We start from the raw sequence: 21155 nt of genomic DNA on the forward strand, positions 1-21155 counted from the left end.
CCCAGGCGCCATCCCTTCTTGTCCGATTCACTTCTGCCAAACTCTTCCCTCATTCGACACGCTTCAATTGTTCATTTATTGCTCTGCATCTCCCCCGGATGATTCCCAGCCTTTCCCCGAATCCTGACTGTGAACAGAAGAATACCTACAGTCATAGCGCCGCTTGCAATCAACAGCAGCTGGTCCCCATAACTGAACCTCCCGCTGCTGGTCCATTCCAGCAAGCCATTGACGAACAAAACCAGCTCATTCACACAAAAACCGGTCAGGAAACACATATAGCCGATCCGCGCACCCCTGCTGCGATCCTCCAGCCACCCTTGCTGAAGAAACAGCGCCAAGCATAGAAAGCTTACAAATCCAAGCAAGGTCAGGTGCAAATAACCAATAACAATACTTCGTGATGCATAGATAAGCTCAGACAACCCGGGTATAGCTGACCCGATTTCCATCGTTGCTTTCATGAATAGCGCTAAGAAGGCGAGAACAGCAAATATTCCCGACCATCCTCTGAATAGCGTTGCCATTGAAGCTCTTGTCCGAATGACGATTAGGATGAGTATCATGACGGCCACCCATTGCAGCACTGCGCCGCTTGCAGCAGCTGCATGCCAGAAGGGATTCAGCTCCAACCATAGGACAGATAATAAGAAAGAAGGCAGCAAGGACGCTGCATAGAGTGCAAATTGCACATTGGCCAGCTTGATCGGGAAACGAATGCCCTTCTGCTCCAGCAGCCGGAAGAGAACGGCGATGAGCCCCAGCATAAACCAGCCATTATATTGAAAGTGCAGATAGAAATATATCGCCACATCGTACCAAGCACTCCCTTTAAGCTGGTTAGCGCTAAGAATAGCCAGCATCCACGGCCCTAGAGAAGACAGGAACAAGCATAGCAAGCTGCCCTTCAAAAATTTGCTGGAGAGTGAGGCTCCTGCATTACTGTTACCGTCCCGCTTCAGCTGCCGCCAAACAAATATGCCAAACCAATAGGACAGCAAAATATGAATGGTCGAGCATGCAATGGAAAAGAGGCCATAGCCCTGCACCGTGAAAGAAATGAACATGCCTGCAATTGCAGCCTGTGTGGACCAGAACAATATTCTCAACTGCAAGCTTTCGCGAACGTCATTATGGAAGAACAGCGCAGCGATCAGCAGAAACAGCGCCGAATATCCCCATCCCAATAAAGCTGTATGCGAATGGGCATGCAGCAGATGCCCATAATCAAGCTGTGGCAGCGAAATAAAAGCAAAACTCCGCATCAGAACGCCCGTCGCCGCAGTAATCAACAAACAGAACAAGGAAAGCCTAATCCAGATCGTTCGCATGATGCGCCTCCTTCTGCAATGAACACTTCGCCGCCAATTCCCGCTGCTGCATCAGACAGCCGCGAACGGACATCACCTTTTTTCCTGAGTCAAATACGATTTGCCCGTCTTCAGCCCGACAATAAACCATGCCAGCCCCACAATCCCCAAGGCGAATACCGTATCGCCAACAGCGCGGAACCAGACGAGATTCTGCATCACATTCTCATGAAGAAATTCTGCCGAGCGCGCATACCACATCCCATGCTCCATGCTGGCGATGGTTTGGAGAATACCGACTGGGAGCAGGCTCGTTACCCCCATCAGCAGCAGACCAATGTTCATGGACCAGAAGGAGAAGCGCAGCAGCCTTGTTTTCCAGGTCCGTTGACCTGTTAGCCCGCGCAGGCAGAACAGCATCAGACCGATTCCGAGCATCCCGTATACACCGAACAGAGCTGTATGCGCATGAAGCGGCGTCGTATTGAGACCCTGCATATAGTACAGCGCAATAGGCGGATTGATCAGGAAACCGAAGACACCAGCACCCAGCAGATTCCAGAACGAAACAGCGACGAAGAAATAGATCGGCCACTTATAACGCTCGACCCATGCCTTGGCTCTCTTATGCTTCAAATTCTCATAAGCCTCGAATCCGATCAGCAGCAAAGGAACAACCTCCAGCGCGCTGAACACAGCACCAAAAGCCAATACCCCTTCAGGCGTTCCGGCAAAATAAAGATGATGAAACGTTCCGATAATCCCCCCGAATAAGAAGATAATCGTGGAGAACAGGACGGAAGAGGTCGCCGTAGCTACCCGAATCAACCCCATTCTTGAGAATAGGAACGCAATGACGACAGCTGCAAAAACCTCGAAGAAGCCCTCCACCCAGAGATGCACAACCCACCAGCGCCAATAGGTCGATATGGATAGATGCGTATTCTGTCCCCACATTAAGCCTGGCATATAGAAGACCGGAATCGCTACCGATGCGATCAGGAATAGCGTCAGGAGATGTCTGTTCTCGCCCTTCTTCTTCAGAGCTGGCCAGATCGCTCTTGCCATGAGGAAGAACCAGAGGAATAGCCCGACAGTCAGGAAGATTTGCCATACCCTGCCCAAATCCACATATTCGAAGCCTTGATGGCCAAAGTAAAAATTATGAGACAAATTGCCGATGTAGCCTTTGACAGCCGCCCATTCCCCGACCATGGAACCAACGACAATGATCAGCAGACAGGTGAACAGGACATTGACGCCCAAGCGCTGATGCTTAGGTTCATGGCCAGAGACAGCGGGCCCAATATATAATCCGGTTGCAAGCCAGGCTGTCGCTATCCAAAAAATAGCCAGCTGCTGATGCCATGTCCGTGTAACAGCGTATGGAAACCACTCCGCCAGCGGAATGCCATAGAAGCTGTTGCCTTCTACCGCATAATGCGCGGTCAGAGCGCCCAGTCCTACCTGCACGACGATAAGCGCGGTCACGATCCAGAAAAACTTCATCGTCGCTCGCATCGACGGGGTCGCTTTTATCGCCAGCAGCGGATCTTGGAGTGGGGCCGCGTGCTCATCCTCCTGTCCCTCCTTGCCTTTTTGGGCAGCAAAATACCACGCCAGAGCACCTACACCACCTATTAGCAGAATGACACTGACAATCGACCATATAAGCGATGAGCTGGTCGGCACATTATCAATAAGCGGCTCCCCGGGCCAGTTGTTCGTATAAGTAATCGATGCCCCCTCGCGATTAGTTGACGTTGACCATGATGCCCAGAAGAAAAATGCCGACAGCTTCTCCCGATCCGCCATGCTTGCAATCGTATTCGCAGGCAGAGCAATCTGCTCGCGATACACGGCCATAGCGGGATCATCACCGAACACTTTACTGTAATAATCGCTAAGCGCCTGTATAGCTTCCGCTCTCGTTTCAGAGACTACAATTTCCTCCGTCTGCTTATCGTACGTATTGCTCCGTATTTCCACTTTAAGAAGTGCCTTCAATTCCGCCTGCTTCTCTACAGAAAGACGATCATAATCCATGCTGTACTTCGTGTTCGACCATGAATTCAGAATCCAGACAAGCTCGCGATGCAGCCAATCAGCCGTCCAGTCAGGCGCTACATAGGAGCCGTGTCCCCATATGCTGCCGACCTCCTGTCCCCCCATGCGCTGCCAAATATTTTGACCATCCTCAATATCCTCTCGTGTGTATATAACCTCGCCGGATTGTGTGACAATGCGCTCAGGTATCGGAGGCTTCTCCTGATAAATTTCACCACCGTAATACAGCAGAACAGCAAACGAACCAACAAATACGAGCGTCAATACAATCCATAGCTTCTTATAAAGCATCTTTACGTCACCACCTGAATGAGATTATTTGATCTAAATCGAGGACAGCCTCTTCGGTACATAGGAGCAATAAGGATCGCTCTCCAGATAATCATGCGTAACAGCATACGCACGCGCACGCGAGCCGCCGCACAGCGCCTTGAATTCACAAACACCGCATTTGCCCTTCAATAGAGAACGGTCGCGGAGCTCCTTCATAATTGGAGAATGACGATAAATGTCTGTGAGCGGCTGCTCCCTCACATTCCCGCAGCGAACGGGTAGAAATCCGCTCGGATACACATCGCCAGTATGGCTGATGAACACAAAACCGTCTCCATCGTTCACGCCCTTATGCGCTCTTCCCAGCAGATCGGCTCGTTTGATCCCTGCCTCGGCCGTCCCCTGCTCGCCCTGCCGCAGCTTCTCCTGTACGAACACCCTCCGATAATGAGGCGCTTCTGTTGCTTTGACCCCATAGGGCATTCGCTGCTGCACCTGACATAACCACTTCATCACATCCTCATGCTGCTGGGGAGTAATCATATCCTTCTCCATCCCTCTGCCAGTAGGGACAAGAAAGAAGACACTCCACAGCACGGCCCCCATCTCCTTCACCTTCTCCGAGATCTTCACCAGATCGTGAAGATTATAATTGGATACGGTCGTATTAACCTGGATCGGAATTTGCAGCTCCTGCAAATATTGAATGCCATTCATCGTGAGCGCATACGACCCCTTCGTCCCGCGAAAATGATCATGAATCTCCGCACTCGATCCATCGAGACTGAAAGCCCAGCGGGATAGGCCAACGTCCTTGGCCTGCTGAATCGCTTTGCGCGTTACCTTAGGTGTTGCGCTAGGCGTCATCGACACGGACAGCTTCTTCACATCGATGGCATAGCGGGCAAGCTCAAACAGATCAGGCCGCATCAACGGATCACCGCCCGTAAAAACAAACAGCGGATTATCCATCATCGCGATATCGTCAATCAGCCGCTTCCCCTCCTCGAACGAGAGCTGCCGCGGATCTGGCTTGTATTGCGCTTCAGCACGGCAATGCAAGCATTTCAAAGCACAAGCGCGCGTCACCTCCCAGATCACAATAAATGGATTCACCCCATAGTCTCTATCCTTGATCGCCGAATGCATAGCGTCCCTCCTGTAAGTAGCAGCATTTTCTCTCACTCATCCTAAAGAAGAACATAGCAGCGCACTGTGAGGACGATCACATCTCATTGGCATACTCTAAAAAATAGAGCAAAAGTTTTACAAATCTTCGGAAAGTGTGCTGCCTGTCACAGTTCTCATTCCACCGTTGCGGTACATTGATAACAGAACGCGAAGCAATCACCAATAGCGCTCACATTCTTGTGAAATAAATCACATAATAGAAGGGTGATCAACATGCTTAAGCTATCGAGATACGCAATTACACTGGCAGCAGTCTCTATCCTGTTCCTGGCATCCTGTGAAGGCAATGTCACTGAGCAGGTACAGACCGAGAAAGTCAATTCCGAGCAGCGAATCAACCAGCCCCCCGTTCAGCCCATCATCACAAGAGAAGGCCAAGCTGTACATATCGAGATGACCGCACAAGTAACAGATGTGGAAATATCGAAGGGTGTATTCTACAACGCTTGGACCTTCAACGGAACCGTCCCCGGCCCCATACTTCGGGTAAAGGAGGGTGATACGATCCATTTTACATTGCGAAATATGGACCCTGAAGTTCCGCATTCCATGGATTTCCATGCCGTACATGCAGCGCCGAGCAAGAAGTTCATCGATATTATGCCAGGCGAGCAAGGCACATTCAGCTATCCCGCGAACACACCTGGCGTATTCATGTATCATTGCGGGACAAAGCCTGTGCTTGCTCATATTGCGAATGGCATGTATGGGGTGATCATCGTTGAGCCGAAGGACGGCTATCCATCGGATAAGGAGATCGACCGCGAGTACACCATCGTGCAGAGTGAATGGTACAAGGAGAAGGACTTCGAGGACTTTATGAATGGAGAGCCGGAATATGTCGTATTCAACGGAAATGATTTCACTTTAAGCGAGCAGCCTCTACTGGCCAAGGTTGGCGATACCGTGCGTTTGTACGTCAATAATGTAGGTCCCAATGAAGTCTCGTCCTTCCATATCGTTGGTACGATTATGGATCGCGTCTATATCGACGGCAATCCGCGCAATGTGTTGTATGGCATGCAAACCGTTCTGCTGCCGGCCAGCGGTGGCGCGATCGTAGAGTTCACCGTAACCGAAGAAGGCGACTATCCGATCGTCACCCATCAGTTCGATCATGCCTCCAAGGGTGCTGTCGCGATTCTGCGCGTAACAGCGGACGGGCTGGACAACGGAGAAGCTGCTATGGGTCATTGATTGATACAAGCTAACGTATCAACTAAATATCGTTACTTGCTTGCCATCATAATGAGAGTAGCCAATGCCCAGAAACTTTTGCTCTACCGGTTCCTCGCCCAAATCATATATATATACCAACTGCTGATTTGTTGCCAACCATTTATAAGAGAGCATGATATGTTTATCGACCACAAGTATTTTCTCGTCTGAAGACAAAATCACCACAAATTGATTCGTTTGCAAATCCAACAGAGCATATCTTTCATGATCAAGTGTTTCGATGGAATAGAGTTTTCCATCCATGTATACAGGACTTCTTAATATAGATTCATATTCGAATCGCGTTTGCTTACCCGAATGGATGTCATATTCTATGCTTGTCGTTCTGTTTTCTTCAAAGTCCACCATCGTGTAGTTTATTTTCGTTTCATTGCCGCCATACGAAATAATAGACTTATGCAACGAACATCTCTCCATCATTTGCTTGTCCGTCACTTCAAGGGGCAGTCCTGATTTCAATCTGCGGAAAAAGCTGTCCCTCTCGAAGATGACAACATGTTCCATTAAATCCACCTCTAGGTTACGCCCATTCCTCCTGTTTTCCCAAATCTCGTATTTTTTTGTCCAGATACATCCGCCTGTTATGAGAACGATTTCTTCTCTGTTTGGAGCGGGCTGCGCATCTCCTATCGTCATAATAGTTTCGATTCCACAAAAGGAGTCGATTCCAAAATCAGGTGCAATGCTGCAATATGTCTTTTCTTCAAAATCAATAAGCAGCAAATGCGTTGTCTTATACGTTTTCGAAGTCGAGCAGCCAAATAGGCAATAACGATCATCGATACCTCTCATTTCTGTTCGATATACGGTTGCATTTCCAACAACATCGGCTAGTGGAACCGTAATTTGTGATGAGCGAGCATGACTGAATCCCAGGCTATGAATATGCAGAAGCGTCTTCTCATGCGAGAACCGAGCATAATAAAACCTGCCCTTCCAAAGCAGACCACAGAAATTCTCTGCCAGGTAGGGAATCTCATACGTTTCAATCGTATTAGATATGGTGTTGTGAATGAGCAGCTTTATAACAATCCCTTTCCCTGCTTCTAAATTCTCGATGTTGTCAATATCTAAACGATAGATGTTCTTCTCCTCATAGCCGCCTAGAAAGAAAATTCCCTGATCATAAAATCCATTCACACGTAAAATATTGAGCATGATCATTCCCTGCCTTATATCATAAAATAAATAACCCTAACCAATATAACATTAGTTAGGGATTTCCTTACTATTTTTATATAAAAAAGCATTCTATAAGCAGCTTGTGCACGACGAGCAGTTCGGCTACGCTTGTCTTAATCAACGACGAGGCCGCCCCGCCGGCAATTGCCAGGTCGGGGACAGCCTCGTCGCTCGTTCATTCTCTGGATGAGAAGCGCATCTTATAAATAAGCTTGGCGTTGTCATCATTCGAGATGAAGACCGCACCCGCTTCCGACTCCTCCAACCGCGTCCTGTCATCTTCGAACACGGGAATGGCCAGAAACTGCACCTCGGTGAAATAGAACTGCAGGTGGGTGCGCTCATCCACCAATCTGACATGATGCAGCTGACGGCTCGATGTCGGAGCCAGAGGATCGCTGCCTGCATAATCCTCAATGATGACCTCCATCATTTTGCCGCAATAGGCTGCCAGACGACTCTCCCAATTCATCCTTCATCCCCCCTTCTTCATACAGCAGCTGCCTGCATTTTCCTTGGGAACCACCTGAATGCGATAACCGCTCAGCCATTCCAGACTATTCCTCTCCATGCCTGCTTCCATATACGTGATAACATCCTGCTCTGAGCTCCATGTGGATAATCCGCTGATCTGAGCAACGGCGATATCCAGTCCCTCCTCCCTCTTCCGATCCACGTAACAAGGAACAGCGGATGCGGCGGAGGTTGAGAACAGCAGATCCAGCTCTGACTCTATTGTTGGAAAAGGTGGCGATTGCTCCGTCTGCGGCCGAATAAAGCATAAATCGACAATAAACTCATTAAGCATAGGCTTCCTTCTCCCTCTTCGGATGATGAAATTGCTGCTGTGTTGTAATATCACTGAACATCCCTGAATAGTACACAACATCGCCGGAATCGCTCTTAACAGCGCTAATTGTCAGCCATTCCAAATAAATTTCGCCGGTTTTTTTACGGTTCCATATTGCTCCCTGCCAGAAGCCCTGACTGTGCAGACTCTCCCACATCGCATCATAGAACGCTTTGTCCTGCTTGCCCGACTTCAGTATGCTTGGCGTCTTGCCAATCGCTTCACCGGAAGTATAGCCCGTCAGCCGTGTGAAGGACGCATTCACGGAATGAATGATACCGTTCTTGTCCGTGATCATAATCCCTTCGACCGTGTTCTCCACAATATTGGCAGCCAGCGCCAGTCTCTCCTGATAGAACATCCATATGACGATAATGAGACTCGCCAGCGCAATCTGCGACAACGCCATAAAGCCGATTGCATAATGACCCGTCATGCTGAACAGCATCGTCAGAATCAGCGGCGGGAAGAAGCCGCCGAGACCGCCCATCGCGGAGATCATCCCATTGGCGATACCAGCTTGTTTGCTGAAGTACATCGGAACAAGCTTGAAGATCGTTCCATTCCCTGTGCCGGCGCACAAGGCTACTGTCAGACAGCCGACGGTGTACAATTGCAGGCTTGGCGCGAACGAAAGCAGGATAGCCGATACCGTCAAACCTCCGAATACGAACATTAATATTTTGAAAGGATTGAACTTGTCGCCCAGCCAGCCTCCGATTGGCCTCATCGCAGTAGCGAGTACGATGAAGCCCGCTGTACGCATGCCAGCATCCACCTTTTCCAGATGAAAGTGACTGACGAGAAAATTAGGCAAATATACGGTGAATGCAACGAATGAGCCGAAGGTAAGAAAATAGAACAGACAAATAAACCACAGCTTCTCCGATCGTGATACCGCTTTAATCTGTTCCAGCAGCGGTGTTCTGACGGACACTTCTTCACGATCCCCAAGCAAGAAATTCAATGCAGCAAGAGCGATCAGTATGACGCTGTAAAGCAGCACCGTATTGGACCATCCCCAAGCACTAGCAACGACTGGAGCGCCGAATGCCGAAATGGCCGTTCCCAGATTGCCAATGCCATAGATGCCGTTTACGAAGCCGTGACGCTCCTTCGGATAATACTTTGGCAACGAGGTAACACCTACCGAGAAGACTGCGCCGCCGATCCCGAGAAAAGCGCCGCCAATTATCAGATCCGCGAACGAATCCGCCTGGCTAATCCAGTACACAGGAGCGAGCAGCAGCACAAAGCTGATCATGAACAGCTTGCGGGCACCGTACCGATTCGTCCAGTAGCCGACAGGAATCCGTGCGATGGAGCCGACGAGAATCGGGATCGCAGTCGCCCAAGCCAGTTGGGATGAGCTAAGTGCAATATCATCTTTAATAAAGGGCATAAGCGAAGACAAAATGACCCATACCATGAAGCCGAGCACCAGGCTGACGGTTTGCAGCGGCAGCTGTATTTTTCGCACCATCATTTGACATCACGCTCCCGCTTGTAAATCCAGAAAGCCAGTGGAAACAAGATCAGATTCAACACGCAGAACAGGAGAACCGTCTCGTATTTCTCATAATAGTAAGCATTCACAGTTTGCTGTGTGCAGACAATGTTCAGAAACAGCACGAAGCTGAGCAGCAGGACGCCTCGATAGCTACGTTTCATATCGTTTCACTCCCGTTGCGAGGATAACGCCCTGCTCCCGCTCCAGAATGATTTCGGGAAGCGGCCTTCTAGGCGGACCAGCGGTAGGAGCGCCCGTCTTGGGGTCGAATACCCCGTGATGGCATGGGCATACCATCTCGCCCTGCTCCTTGCTCCAGAACACCGGGCATTTCAAATGCGTGCATGCATTCTGATAAGCCTTGAACTCATCTTCGCCAAGACGGATCAGCAAAGCCGAGTCATGCTTGCCGGGATACGCGAACTCCATCGCCTCTCCAACCTTCAAATCGCTGACATCGGTTATTTTCGCCGCGGTATATTTCTTATTGCTGAAGCCCGCAAGCTCCTTGGCCGCTATCGCTCCCCATGGCAGCGTCGAGACGGCGAACACCCCCGCAGCCCCAACCATCAGCTTCATAAAGCTGCGACGGTCAAGACTCCGCTCGTTGTCCTTGTGTATATTATGCGTATAATTATCCTCGTCAAAAGGTATGTTGCCCTTCTGTCCTTGATCCACTGAGAATCACCCCTGTCTATAATTGTTCGACGATTCTGCTAGAAAAGCTTTTGCTTGCCCTGCAGAATACCCGGCAAGCTGATCTTGACGTTCGTCTCGCCTTCCAGAGGATCGAACGGCTCGCGGCTGGACATCCATTTCCCCAGCCGGTGCTGCTCCTTCTTCATGCTGAGCTCATCTTCCGTGACCCACTGCAATGTATTGGTCGGACAAACCGATGCGCACATCGGCGGAATGCCTTCCTTGGTCCGGTCATAACACAGATCGCATTTGTACATCAGATTTTGCGCTTCATCAAACTTTGGTATTCCATACGGACAGGCAATCGTACAGTTCTGGCAGCCGATGCACTTCTCCACCAGCGCCGAGAGAACAGCGCCCTCTGCAGTGATCTGGATCGCTTGGGCCGGACAACTCCGCGCACAGGCCGGATTGACGCAGTGCAGACACATGAGCGGAATCGTCTGGCGATCGACGAGCGGATTCACGTCATAGACATAGTTCCTGTTGCGCTGATCATGGCCTCCGCATTGTGTACAAGCAGCAAGACAGCTGCGGCAGCCGATACAGTTGTCCATCTCGATATACAAGTATTGTTTCATTGGCTCCTCCTGCTTGATTTCTCAGTTGCCTTATCGATTTGCGCAGCACAGACTTTGAACTCCGGCATACGGGATATCGGGTCGAGCGCCGCGATCGTGAGCAGATTGATCGACAAGTCATGACCGAAGTGATAGGGTACGAACACAGTATCCGGACGAATCGCCTGAGTAAGCTTCACCTTGTAGAATACCTCGCCGCGGCGGGTGTACAGTCTCACAACCTCTTCATGCTCAATGCCGTACTGCTCCGCTGTTTCTGGATGGACCTCCACATAGGGCTCCGGGCACATATCATTCAGAAACGGAATTCTCCGCGTCTGATTGCCGGATAGATAATGGTATACGACGCGCCCTGTCGTCAGTCGAAGCGGGTATTCGCCGCATGGCTCCTCTGCAGGCGGCCGATATGGAAGTGCGCACAGCAGCGCTTTGCCATCCCCATGATAAAACTTCTTGTCGAGGAACATGTAAGGCGTTCCCGGGTCCTCCTCGCTCTTGCACGGCCAGAACACACCGTCCTGCTTGTCGATCTTATCCCAAGTTGCGCCATAGTAATCTGCATATCCTCCCTTGGAAGCGAGCCGGAATTCGTCTGCAACCTCGCGGGCAGTCTTCAAATGGCTGAAATATTGTCCACGCCCCAGCCGTTCGGCCAGCTCAACATGAATCTGCCAGTCAGGCTTTGATTCGCCAAGCGGCTCCTGCGCCTTGTTGATCTTGATGATCCGGCCCTCCAGATTAGTGACCGTGCCCTCATCCTCCGACCATGAAGTAGTCGGCAGCACAACATCCGCAAATTCGCAAGATTCCGACAGGTAAAGATCGGAGCAGACCATGAAATCCAGCTCCTTCAGCGCGGCCCGAACCGTATGCTGATTCGGGGCTGATACCGCCGGGTTGGAGCAGAGCAGATACATGCCGCGAATCGTCTTATTCAACATCAGCTCGAACATCTCATAGGCTGAGACGCCAGGCTGCGGCATCTCCTCCGGCTTGATGCCCCACACCTTGCATACTTCCTCGACATGCTTCGGATTCGTGATCTTGCGGTAACCGGGCAGCGCATCCGCCTTCTGCCCATGCTCCCGTCCTCCTTGACCGTTGCCTTGTCCGGTGAATGTCGCAACGCCTGATTTGGGCCGGCCAATCTTGCCCGTTACAAGACACATATTCGTATAGCCGGACACATTGTCAGTCCCCTTCTGCTGCTGCTCGATGCCTCTTGCGAACATAACAATCGCTTCAGGAGCCTTGCCATAAATTTCGGCGGCGCGGATCAGCTTCTCCACAGCTACACCCGTTATTTCACTCGTATATTCCGGTGTAAAGGCTTTCACAACCTCCGCCATCTCGTCGAAGCCGTTCGTATGCGCACTGACAAACTCTTTGTCCGCGTATCCGTTCTGTATCAGCAGATTGACCATGCAATTCGCTAGCGCCAGATCAGTGCCGGGACGCAAATCAAGATGAATATCCGCCCTTCTGGCCAGCGGTGTCTCGCGCGGATCGGCGACGATCAGATAGCCGCCGCGATTCTGCACCTCCCAGACGCGGAACATGGAGGTCGGATGGCATTCCGCCGTATTGCTGCCTGCGATAAACAGACAGTCCGTCTGATGCAGATCGGTCCACGGCAAAGTGGAGCCGCGATCAACGCCGAACGTTCGCATGAACCCTGCGGCCGCGCTTGACATACAGAATCGGCCGTTGTAGTCGATATATCTCGTCTGCAATGCGACACGGGCGAATTTCCCGGTCAAATAACATTTCTCATTCGTCATGGACACTCCGCTGAACACAGATAGCGAGTCCTTGCCGTACTGGGATTGCAGACCCTGAAACTTGCGAACGATCAGCTCATAGGCTTCCTCCCAGCTCGCCTCGCGGAATCCATCCTTCGTGCCCTTGAGCTGCGGATTATCCCGGATTAGCGGACGCAGCAGCCTGTCGTCGTGGTTGGTCTGTTGGTAGGCGGTTACGCCTTTCGGGCACATCTTGCCCAGTGTTACCGGCCAGTCATAGCGCGGCTCCACACCGATAATTTTGTTCGTCGATTTGTCAACGCGAAGATTCATGCCGCATTGCATGCCGCAGTACGAGCAATGTGTCGGCACTAATGCTTCGTTTGGATGCTGCTTGTTCGCAATTGTCCGGAAGAATTCATCCTTTAGCATTCTGATTGGCCTCCTTGACCTTCACCTGATGCGTAGCCACACCTGCGAACCTCGACATGCGATATTTGCGCCGACATGGAAGGCAGAGCTCTGCGAGATGAAAGCCCTCCTTCATTTGAAATTCAATATCGTTCTGCTTCAATACAGCAATGACGTCCTTCGACTGCTCCTCGGACACGAAGCCGGTTCCGCACACCTTGCACGCTTTCATTGCCTGCTCGCCGTAATGCTCGCGATAATTGCGTGCGAGCACACTCATCGGGCGGAACGGGATATGCGCCAGCTTGCCGAAGGGCAAATAAATGAGCGTAATAATGACAGACCATTGGTGGATGACCGTAACTACCGGATGTCCGAAGCCATGCAGGAAAATATTGTTGAAGGTTAGCAGCAGCCCCGTAAGACTGATGAACAACAACAGATACAGCGGCAGAAAATCATACACGAACGATTGCTCCGCACGCGCCTGCATATCCTTGAGCCGACGATAGAGCGCCATGCAGACGCCTCCAATAACCATGAAGGCTGTAATATTAAGCGCATTGAAGAAGAGGAAGGCGAGGATGCCGTCTGCCTGGATCTTCATCAGATCGAGTCCGAAGCCAACGACCGTATAATAGCCATTCTCGTCCATCGTAAAATACATCCAGCCAAATACGAGCGGAAAAGTTACAAGCGCCGAAAGTATGCAGCCCCACCCGAGCAATACGTGCTGTGTCCAGCGATACCAGCCCCGATGCCATATAAACTGATAAGTAACCAGATGCTCTGCCGTCGTTTGGGGTGTTGATCTGCGCAGCAGCAGCTTCAACCCTTTAGTCAGTATCAGCTTGGCTGGCGGCCGCTCTGCCCAGGCGATAAACCGGTAGAAAAAACCGGCAATGAATACGAACGTGCCGACCATGTACCCGTACAGCGCCATATCGATATGGGTGAAGAAGCGGGAACCGATGAACATAAGGATGAACAGACCACTAATTGTAAGGAACATCATCTTGGCGAATTTCGATGCGAAGGCTCGATCCATATACTGTTTACTCCCTCTCTCTTATTTCTTCTGTCCTCAATTGAAACATATGTTACGGAGCGCGGCAGTGATTTCGATCACACTAATCACCCGATTTGACCATCCGCCAATCAAATAAGATAGGTGAAATCGCCAGCAATCTCCTATTCTTATGCCGCTTTGCGCTGTTGTCCGCAATTGGTGACAATTATGTGGCGTTGCATGGCCGATTCTGTGAGAAAGATCACATGCAAGCGGCTTCAAATGCTCTAAATTATATAGTAGCAGCTATAAATTTGGAGGGAGGTGAGTCTCGAATGCCGTTATTGCAATCCATCATATCGCAGCGCTTGGAGAGCTTGTGCCACATGACCTCCAGTGATTTTTCCGCATTAGCCATTATGGATCCAGATGGAAAACACGTACGTTGGCGATATGCCTATGGCAACCGTACAGACCGTTACAAGCAGATGACGCTCAAGCCTGGATTAGGACCGGCAGGAGTCGCGCTCCGTACCGGCAGGCCGGCTGCTTGGGAAGACCGCAGCTCCTCTTCCACAGACAAAAGCCCTGTCATCCCGATGATGGTAGCAGAGCAGCTCCGCTGTGCTGTCGCTTATCCGATTGCGGACAGGGATAGTATCCGTGCAGTGTTGCTCATCGCTCGCCGCTTGCCGCTTCCCTATACAGGCAGTGAGACCTCACACATCGAAGATACACTCCCAGACCTATTGCCGTTACTGCAGGACTGAGCGAATATACTGCAATTCCCATGAAAAAGCGGTAATCCGAGCTAAAGAAGGATTACCGCTTGTCTCTTTATTTCAGCTTGTCACTTTACTTCAAATTGCCGGGCATCGCTTTCAATATCTTCCCGGTATTCGCCTGAACGACCGACAATGCGGCTGGCTTTACAGCCGGAACGATGATTTTCATCTTATTCACCTCTCATTCCATTTCTCCGTAACAAATCTAAAACTTGACCCAGCTTCCGTTTCTCGTGCGGGCAAGGGCGTCTTCCTGTTCTCATCCGATACAGCGGACAATGATTGCCTTGACAGGACGGTCGATAAAAGCAGCCCCGGCATACCGCATCCCCTTCCTCACCGGAGTCTGTCCACAGCGCCAGCTTGTCAGAATCAAGCTCAATATTGCCATCATCATGCAATCTCCCTACCCGATTCGTCTCCTCGTCCAGCGCAAGCGTGCATTTGTAGAGGCGTCCGTCTGATCCGACTACAAGAGATTGAGGCATTGCAGCATAACAAACCGAACCCGACGGCTGCAGAGAATCCGATATCGACTCGCTAAGGACAAGTCCGCGCTCCAGCCCATAACGAGTCAATTCCCACAAATGCGCATCCGCCGCTGTTCTTCCGCATACCGGAATACGCTCACTGTGAGGTCCTCCCCAGCGGCCGACTGGACGAACGAGCAGTTGGAATCTGGGATCGCCACTGAACGCTTCTGCGAGCCTGTCGAGCAGCTGCGGTATCTCTGCCACATTATCCTCATCGAAATTAACGCGAATATCGATCGTAAAAGAACGATCAACCTCCCTCAACCCCAGCAAGTTGCCGATAATGCGCTCAAAGGTCCCGCCACTATGCTCCCGCAGCATTCGTCTTCTGTCATGGACAGCTCCTACGCCGTCCAGTGTAACCATATAACGCTGCACATGAAGATCCAGCAGCTGTATCAACCGTTCCTTCGTCAGCTCATATCCATTCGTGGACATGTCTGCAGAATACCCTATACTAGCAGACGCGCAGCTCATCTTGAACGACTGCGACAGTTCGGTTAGTACGTCTGCAGCGAGCAGCGGCTCCCCGCCAAACCAGCTGACCGCAAGCTGCTCGATTTCACCGACTTTCCTATCCACATAAGCTTTCAGACCTTCAATCGTTCCCCTTCCCATCTCCCCCCTCGAAAAAGATTGATAGCAATACGTACATCGCAGGTTGCAGGCTTCCGTCGGCAGAATAACCAAATGCGCAAATTTCGCTGCTTTCCGATTCTTATGCAGCTGCTGTGCCATGAGAAGCTCATCCAAATCCTTGCTCACAAGAAAACCGGATTCACGCATTTGGGCGGCCAATTCCATTGCCGCCGTTTCCGCTGCCTCTTCTGGACGGCTATACGTCATTGCATTCAATCCCGCTGCCTCTTCTGGACAGCTATACATCGTTGCATTCAATCCCGCTGCCTCTTCTGGACAGCTATACATCGTTGCATCCAACCCCACTGCCTCAGAAGAGGCAGCTCCTCGCCGCAGCAGATATCTCGCCTGCGCCGCCTCTGTACCCTCGGCAGCGGCAATCGCGCCAGAATACGAGTTATAGAGCAGTCTCGTTTCCTTGCTCGCCTTAACATCCAGGTTGAAGCGTGAAGGAACCCATTCCTCACCCATGCAATTGCCTCATCTCCTGACCTCGCAATTGAATAATGCGGCAGTATCATATCACAGCTGCCGACAGAATCCCTATGATCTACATCACAGCTGGGAAAACACATCGTGCAGTCTGTATAAAAAACCTGTCAACTGTGATGCACATCACTTCACGAAACCTATATCTTGTATTAATATTCGAGTTGTTCACTAAATATAGTGGTTGTTGCACAGTTGTATCGGGAAAGGAGAATGGTATGCTCACTTTTTACCCGCGCATGATACGAACATTCGAGGATTGGCCCGGGCATGTTTCACTGCTCATCCATTCCTGGAATGGATGCAATATGCGCTGCTACGGCTGTCACAATCATGAGGAGCTGATTGCCAGCAAGCCTGTCGGCTTCCTGACCGCAGATGCTGTGCTGGAACGTATTCGTGGCTGCGGCACATTGTTCGATGCTGTGCTTCTGAGCGGCGGAGAATTTCTTATCAATGAGATGGCGGCCATGGAACAATTTCTTAGTGGGCTGCGGTCTGTCTTTCGGGGGAACATTATCGTCTTCACAAATGGCGCCTATCCGCAGAAATTGCGTCGCTTGCTGCATGCTCGTCTGATTGACGGTGTACATATGGATATGAAGCTGCCGTTCCATTGTCTTGATCCAGAGGAGGACCGCGAGGTCATTGAAGCCATTATCGGGATTGCTCCTTCCAAGCGTCTATGCCGGGATATCGTCGATTCTCTAGCTGTTGTGATCCATCACAACAGCCCCTTCAGCCAAATAAGAACAGTGCGATATCCGCAGCTTTGCGAGCAATATTTCGAAGAAATCAAGCAGTATGTGAACCAGTTGAATCACAAATACAACAGCACCGTTCCCTATTTTTTAAACCCTTACTTTCAGCCAGAGCAAGCGCTTTCCCAATATTAACTATTGAATTGGAGGACTTATTATGTTTCGTCATACGATGGATATTATTGAAACCTTTACCTCGCAATCTGAAACGAAGCAAGCCGATTATTTGAAGAGAGAGAACAGCAACTACGTATACTCACTGCCCCTGCTTCGGCATAATCTGATGAATCATTCGGAAGAGGAATACTTGCTGGAGCATATTCTGCCCGCCCGTCTCACAGAGCTGTACCGTGATGGCGTCATCTACATTCATGACAAACAGCTGAGCCCCTATTGCCTGAGTGTCGCTTGCAAGGACATTGCCGCCTCTGGAATTCCTACGCTAGCGAAAAATATGATGTCCTCCAAGCCGACCAGCAAGCTGGAGACATTGCTGCGGCATTTCAGCAATATAGTCGTCCTCATGTCCCAGCAAGTATCCGGTGCTGTCATGCTGTCACAGATGACGACTATTTCCGCATCCTATCTCTATTACGAGGAAATCATCCGGGAACGCCATTACACGGAGGATGAGCTGGAGCAGTTATTCCAGAGCTTGATCTGGGAGATGAATATGCCGCTGCGCGGCGGCTCCCAATCCGCCTTCACCAATATTACGCTGGAGTTCGGCAAGCCCTCCGATGAGATCAAGGACGACTTTGTAATCATCGGCGGGGAAGCGCTGGATATCCGTTACGCGGACATTCCACCCCATTATTTTGACCGGATCAACAAAGCAGTCATCGAAGTGATGAAGCAAGGCACTGGCACTGGACTGCCGTTCACCTTCCCGCTGCTTACCGTACCGATCGATGATGCATTCGATTACAGCAATCAGCTATTCCTCTATATGCTTGAGGGCATGTATCGCTGGGGTGGCGTATATTTCGAAAATTTCCGTTCAGAGCCGTTCATGGATGAACATTATCGCAGTCTCAATCCGTACTTGAAGCCTCGCGATCCTGAGGTCAGCCGCAGTCTGTGCTGCAGACTGAAGATTGATCTGAACGTCCTCTCCCGGCTGGGAAGTGGAATATTCGGCAGCTCGACAGGCTCTACCGGGGCCGTGCAGGTATTGAATCTCAATCTGAATCGTCTGCTGCTGGAATATGGTCATGATGAGCGCTTGCTCTTCTCCATGATGGGGCAATATTTGAACATCATGCAGGAAGGACATATGGCCAAGCGGAATTGGATCGAACGGAATAAGGAGCTGTATCCGACCTTTTTTGCCTTCAACCGGGACTTATCCAGCTACTTCAACGTTTTCGCTGTTACCGGCATGCATGAGGGCTTGATTAATATCGGCTATGAGGGCGGGATGAACAACAAGGCGGGAGCAAGCTTGGCGCATCGCATTATGCAATTTATGACCGAAACCATTAACGAGTATATCGTTAGAGACGGGGTTGCCTGCGGGATAGAGTATGCGCCTGGAGAGAACGCTGCTATTAAGCTGGCGCGACATGATGTGCAGTGGGCGAAGCGTAATCATCGTACGATTTTCGTGCAGGGAACCGGGGAGAATGTATATTTGACCTCTGGCTGCATGCTGCCCTTCAGTGAGGACGATTTCCTGCGGCAAATAGAGAACAGCGCCGAATTCCAAGCCTATGCGACCTCTGGAAGCATTCTGCATCATTTTCTCGAAAGCAAGCTTGCGCCGGAGAGGCTCGCTGATTATTTGAGAAGTATTTTTGACAAGCCGATTCAATATATTACGTTGACGCCGACACTGACGAGCTGTTTGGCATGCGGACAGCAGATTGTTGCCGAGGACGGGAAGAACATCCCGAATTGCCCGGTGTGCAGCAGCGATGATATCGCTACCTTCAGTCGTGTTATCGGCTATGTGAAAATGATCGCACGCAAGAAGCTGCAGGTAGATCACGAGGGCTGCTATAACGGCGAGTACAATTTCTGGAGCAAGGCTCGTCGCTTCGACTGGAACGCAAGAAAACGGCTGGCGCATCTCCCCCATGCTGACATCAGCGTCACCATCGAATCATGAAATTGAATGCGATGGCGAGATCGATGGATGAATGCGCTGTTGAGTTCGATGAACGAATGCGTTGTTGAGTTCTATGGATGAACGAATGCTTTATTGAATTCGAATCTTGAATACGTTTTGTGACATCTGTGGAGGAGTGCTTATTTAGGAGTGAGTATTGAGATATAATGGGATTACTATAAATGTGGAGAGGAGGAAAAACATGAATAAGGAAAGAACAGCTGTCTTTCTTCAACGTGTACCCCTGTTCCACGATTTGAATGTGGAGGAAATTGCGCGTGTTGAGGAAATTACAATATCCCGCAACCTGGCCAAGAAATCCACCATCTTTACAGAAGGAAGCGAGAAGGAAGCGGTTTTCTTCATACAGGACGGGTTGGTCAAAACCTTCAAAACCGACGAGAACGGCCACGAGCAAATTGTCTCGTTCCTGAAGTCAGGCGACATGTTCCCCCATACCGGCTTCTTCAACCAGAATCCGTATCCGGCAACAGCAGAGGCGATTGTTGAAACACAGCTGCTAGCCATTCCGGTAAGGCTGTTCGAGCATCTGATGATGAGTATGCCTGCGATTGCGGTCAAGATGATGCGTGTAATGGGGGATAAAATTCGTGAGCTGCAGGAGGATTTGCAGGTGCTGTCCGGTCAGGATGTCAAGCATAGAGCCCTCTCCTTCCTGTTGAAGCTTGCCGATCAGCATGGCGAAATGGTCGATAACAAAATGATGATTAATCTGCCGATGACCAATCAGGAGATTGCCAATTCCGTAGGCACGACGAGGGAGACAATCAATCGCTTGCTGAATCAATTGGGCAAAGAGGAAATTCTTGAGGTCGATCGGAACCGCATCGTTATTATCGATCTGGATGCATTAAAACAGCAGCGAGGATATAAGTAATCGTCGCAGAAAGTGTTCCTCATTGTGTCGTGTGGTCGTGCGCCGTCATGCAGCACCGCATCTCTTCACACCGCGCCGCGCTGGCAACTGCGCGTGGTGCGGTTCTTGCATCTACGATACTGCATAAGCTCTCCTGACATCTAAAACGTCACCCCCAGATTGAAAATAGGAGTTGGGAGTTACTTTCTATTTTCTAATATAGTCAGGTTGTAGAGAAAGACAGTCCATCTATTCGCAGAAAGCCCTTCGACTATCTCTATAAGGCGGAAATACCGCTTTACAGCACGGAAAAATGGCGCGAGGCGCTCTGTAAAGCTGAAAAAGAGACTGTCGATTAATTCGTTTACAAAATTAGTTGAGCTTCAAAAATCGATTTCCGATGAGAAAAAAACCACTTTTCACCCCAAAAAGTCGATATAAACGCTTTTGAAAGGCGAATTTCAATCGATTTCAGTGAAAGTTTTGAATTGTAAACAGTTAATCGACAGTCTCAAAAACCCGCTTACAGACGACAAAGCATCGCAGAAAGCCCTTCGACATCTCCATAAGGCGGAAATACCGCTTTACAGCAGGAAAAACGGCGTGAGGCGCTCTGTAAAGCTGAAAAACCCGCTTACAGACGAGCAAAGCATCGCAGAAAGCCCTTCGACTATCTCCATAAGGCGGAAATACCGCTTTACAGCACGGAAAAATGGCGCGAGGCGCTCTGTAAAGCTGAAAAACCCTCTTACAGATGACAAAGCATCGCAGAATGCTTGTAGACTAGAAAGTAGACACGCTGTATCAGCGACCTGTTACAATAAAAACAAATGAAAAGGTCGAGGTGTGTCATGGGCGATATCCGTCAGCATTTTGATGAAGAGTTCAAGCGTCAAA

At 50.2% G+C, this 21155-nt stretch carries 18 protein-coding genes; 5 read left to right on the forward strand and 13 right to left on the reverse strand.

The window, feature by feature from the left end:
- Nucleotides 1-71: 71 nt before the first annotated feature.
- From L6H65_RS10340 to L6H65_RS10350, 3 genes are all read right to left on the reverse strand, one after another.
- Nucleotides 72-1331: a hypothetical protein gene (locus tag L6H65_RS10340; RefSeq protein ID WP_236341219.1), complete on the reverse strand. Its 1260-nt coding sequence runs from the start codon at nt 1329-1331 to the stop codon at nt 72-74.
- A 72-nt stretch (nt 1332-1403) separates the two neighbouring features.
- Entirely contained in the window at nt 1404-3668 is a 2265-nt protein-coding gene (locus tag L6H65_RS10345) for a nitric-oxide reductase large subunit (protein WP_236341221.1), read from the reverse strand.
- Nucleotides 3669-3701: 33 nt separating this feature from the next.
- A complete protein-coding gene (locus L6H65_RS10350; RefSeq protein WP_236341223.1) occupies nt 3702-4799 on the reverse strand; it encodes a TIGR04053 family radical SAM/SPASM domain-containing protein in 1098 nt (365 codons plus the stop codon).
- 255 nt (nt 4800-5054) lie between these two features.
- Here L6H65_RS10350 and L6H65_RS10355 point away from each other — a divergent pair, with 255 nt between their 5' ends.
- Entirely contained in the window at nt 5055-6038 is a 984-nt protein-coding gene (locus L6H65_RS10355) for a multicopper oxidase domain-containing protein (protein WP_236341231.1), read from the forward strand.
- 18 nt (nt 6039-6056) lie between these two features.
- Here the strand turns inward: L6H65_RS10355 and L6H65_RS10360 are convergent, their stop codons facing one another.
- From L6H65_RS10360 to L6H65_RS10400, 9 genes are all read right to left on the reverse strand, one after another.
- Nucleotides 6057-7238 carry a hypothetical protein gene (locus L6H65_RS10360; RefSeq protein WP_236341241.1) on the reverse strand — a complete coding sequence of 394 codons (1182 nt, stop codon included), beginning with the start codon at nt 7236-7238 and terminating at the stop codon, nt 6057-6059.
- 199 nt (nt 7239-7437) lie between these two features.
- Nucleotides 7438-7734, reverse strand: a complete 297-nt coding sequence (locus L6H65_RS10365) for a hypothetical protein (RefSeq protein ID WP_236341243.1) — start codon at nt 7732-7734, stop codon at nt 7438-7440.
- Nucleotides 7735-7737: 3 nt separating this feature from the next.
- Nucleotides 7738-8070, reverse strand: coding sequence for a hypothetical protein (locus L6H65_RS10370; RefSeq protein WP_236341245.1), 333 nt, complete (start codon nt 8068-8070; stop codon nt 7738-7740).
- The gene (locus L6H65_RS10375; RefSeq protein WP_236341313.1) at nt 8063-9595 is read right to left on the reverse strand and encodes an MFS transporter; all 1533 of its coding nucleotides are present in this window, start codon (nt 9593-9595) and stop codon (nt 8063-8065) included. The genes L6H65_RS10370 and L6H65_RS10375 overlap by 8 nt, the downstream gene beginning before the upstream one ends.
- On the reverse strand, nt 9595-9783 hold the full coding sequence (locus tag L6H65_RS10380; RefSeq protein ID WP_236341247.1) for a hypothetical protein: 189 nt from the start codon (nt 9781-9783) through the stop codon (nt 9595-9597). The genes L6H65_RS10375 and L6H65_RS10380 overlap by 1 nt, the downstream gene beginning before the upstream one ends.
- Nucleotides 9773-10300 carry a QcrA and Rieske domain-containing protein gene (locus tag L6H65_RS10385; protein WP_236341249.1) on the reverse strand — a complete coding sequence of 176 codons (528 nt, stop codon included), beginning with the start codon at nt 10298-10300 and terminating at the stop codon, nt 9773-9775. Before L6H65_RS10385 ends, L6H65_RS10380 begins: the two co-directional genes overlap by 11 nt.
- A gap of 38 nt (nt 10301-10338) precedes the next feature.
- The gene (locus tag L6H65_RS10390; protein ID WP_236341251.1) at nt 10339-10902 is read right to left on the reverse strand and encodes a 4Fe-4S dicluster domain-containing protein; all 564 of its coding nucleotides are present in this window, start codon (nt 10900-10902) and stop codon (nt 10339-10341) included.
- Nucleotides 10899-13076, reverse strand: a complete 2178-nt coding sequence (locus L6H65_RS10395) for a molybdopterin oxidoreductase family protein (RefSeq protein ID WP_236341253.1) — start codon at nt 13074-13076, stop codon at nt 10899-10901. The genes L6H65_RS10390 and L6H65_RS10395 overlap by 4 nt, the downstream gene beginning before the upstream one ends.
- Complete coding sequence (locus L6H65_RS10400) at nt 13063-14103, reverse strand: hypothetical protein (protein ID WP_236341254.1); 1041 nt, start codon at nt 14101-14103, stop codon at nt 13063-13065. Before L6H65_RS10400 ends, L6H65_RS10395 begins: the two co-directional genes overlap by 14 nt.
- Before the next feature lie 296 nt (nt 14104-14399).
- On the opposite strand from L6H65_RS10400, the gene L6H65_RS10405 reads away from it, so the two are divergent.
- Nucleotides 14400-14834 (forward strand): GAF domain-containing protein, encoded by a 435-nt coding sequence (locus L6H65_RS10405; RefSeq protein WP_236341264.1) that lies wholly within the window; start codon nt 14400-14402, stop codon nt 14832-14834.
- Between the two features lie 185 nt (nt 14835-15019).
- Here the strand turns inward: L6H65_RS10405 and L6H65_RS10410 are convergent, their stop codons facing one another.
- Nucleotides 15020-16492: a radical SAM/SPASM domain-containing protein gene (locus L6H65_RS10410; RefSeq protein WP_236341273.1), complete on the reverse strand. Its 1473-nt coding sequence runs from the start codon at nt 16490-16492 to the stop codon at nt 15020-15022.
- 236 nt (nt 16493-16728) lie between these two features.
- Between L6H65_RS10410 and L6H65_RS10415 the strand changes: the two genes are divergently transcribed.
- From L6H65_RS10415 to L6H65_RS10425, 3 genes are all read left to right on the forward strand, one after another.
- Complete coding sequence (locus tag L6H65_RS10415) at nt 16729-17406, forward strand: radical SAM protein (RefSeq protein WP_236341289.1); 678 nt, start codon at nt 16729-16731, stop codon at nt 17404-17406.
- 22 nt (nt 17407-17428) lie between these two features.
- On the forward strand, nt 17429-19381 hold the full coding sequence (gene nrdD / locus L6H65_RS10420) for an anaerobic ribonucleoside-triphosphate reductase (RefSeq protein WP_236341291.1): 1953 nt from the start codon (nt 17429-17431) through the stop codon (nt 19379-19381).
- Between the two features lie 202 nt (nt 19382-19583).
- A complete protein-coding gene (locus L6H65_RS10425; protein ID WP_236341293.1) occupies nt 19584-20279 on the forward strand; it encodes a Crp/Fnr family transcriptional regulator in 696 nt (231 codons plus the stop codon).
- The last annotated feature ends 876 nt before the right edge of the window (nt 20280-21155 follow it).

The organism is Paenibacillus plantiphilus, assembly GCF_927798095.1.
GTDB lineage: Bacteria > Bacillota > Bacilli > Paenibacillales > Paenibacillaceae > Paenibacillus_Z > Paenibacillus_Z plantiphilus.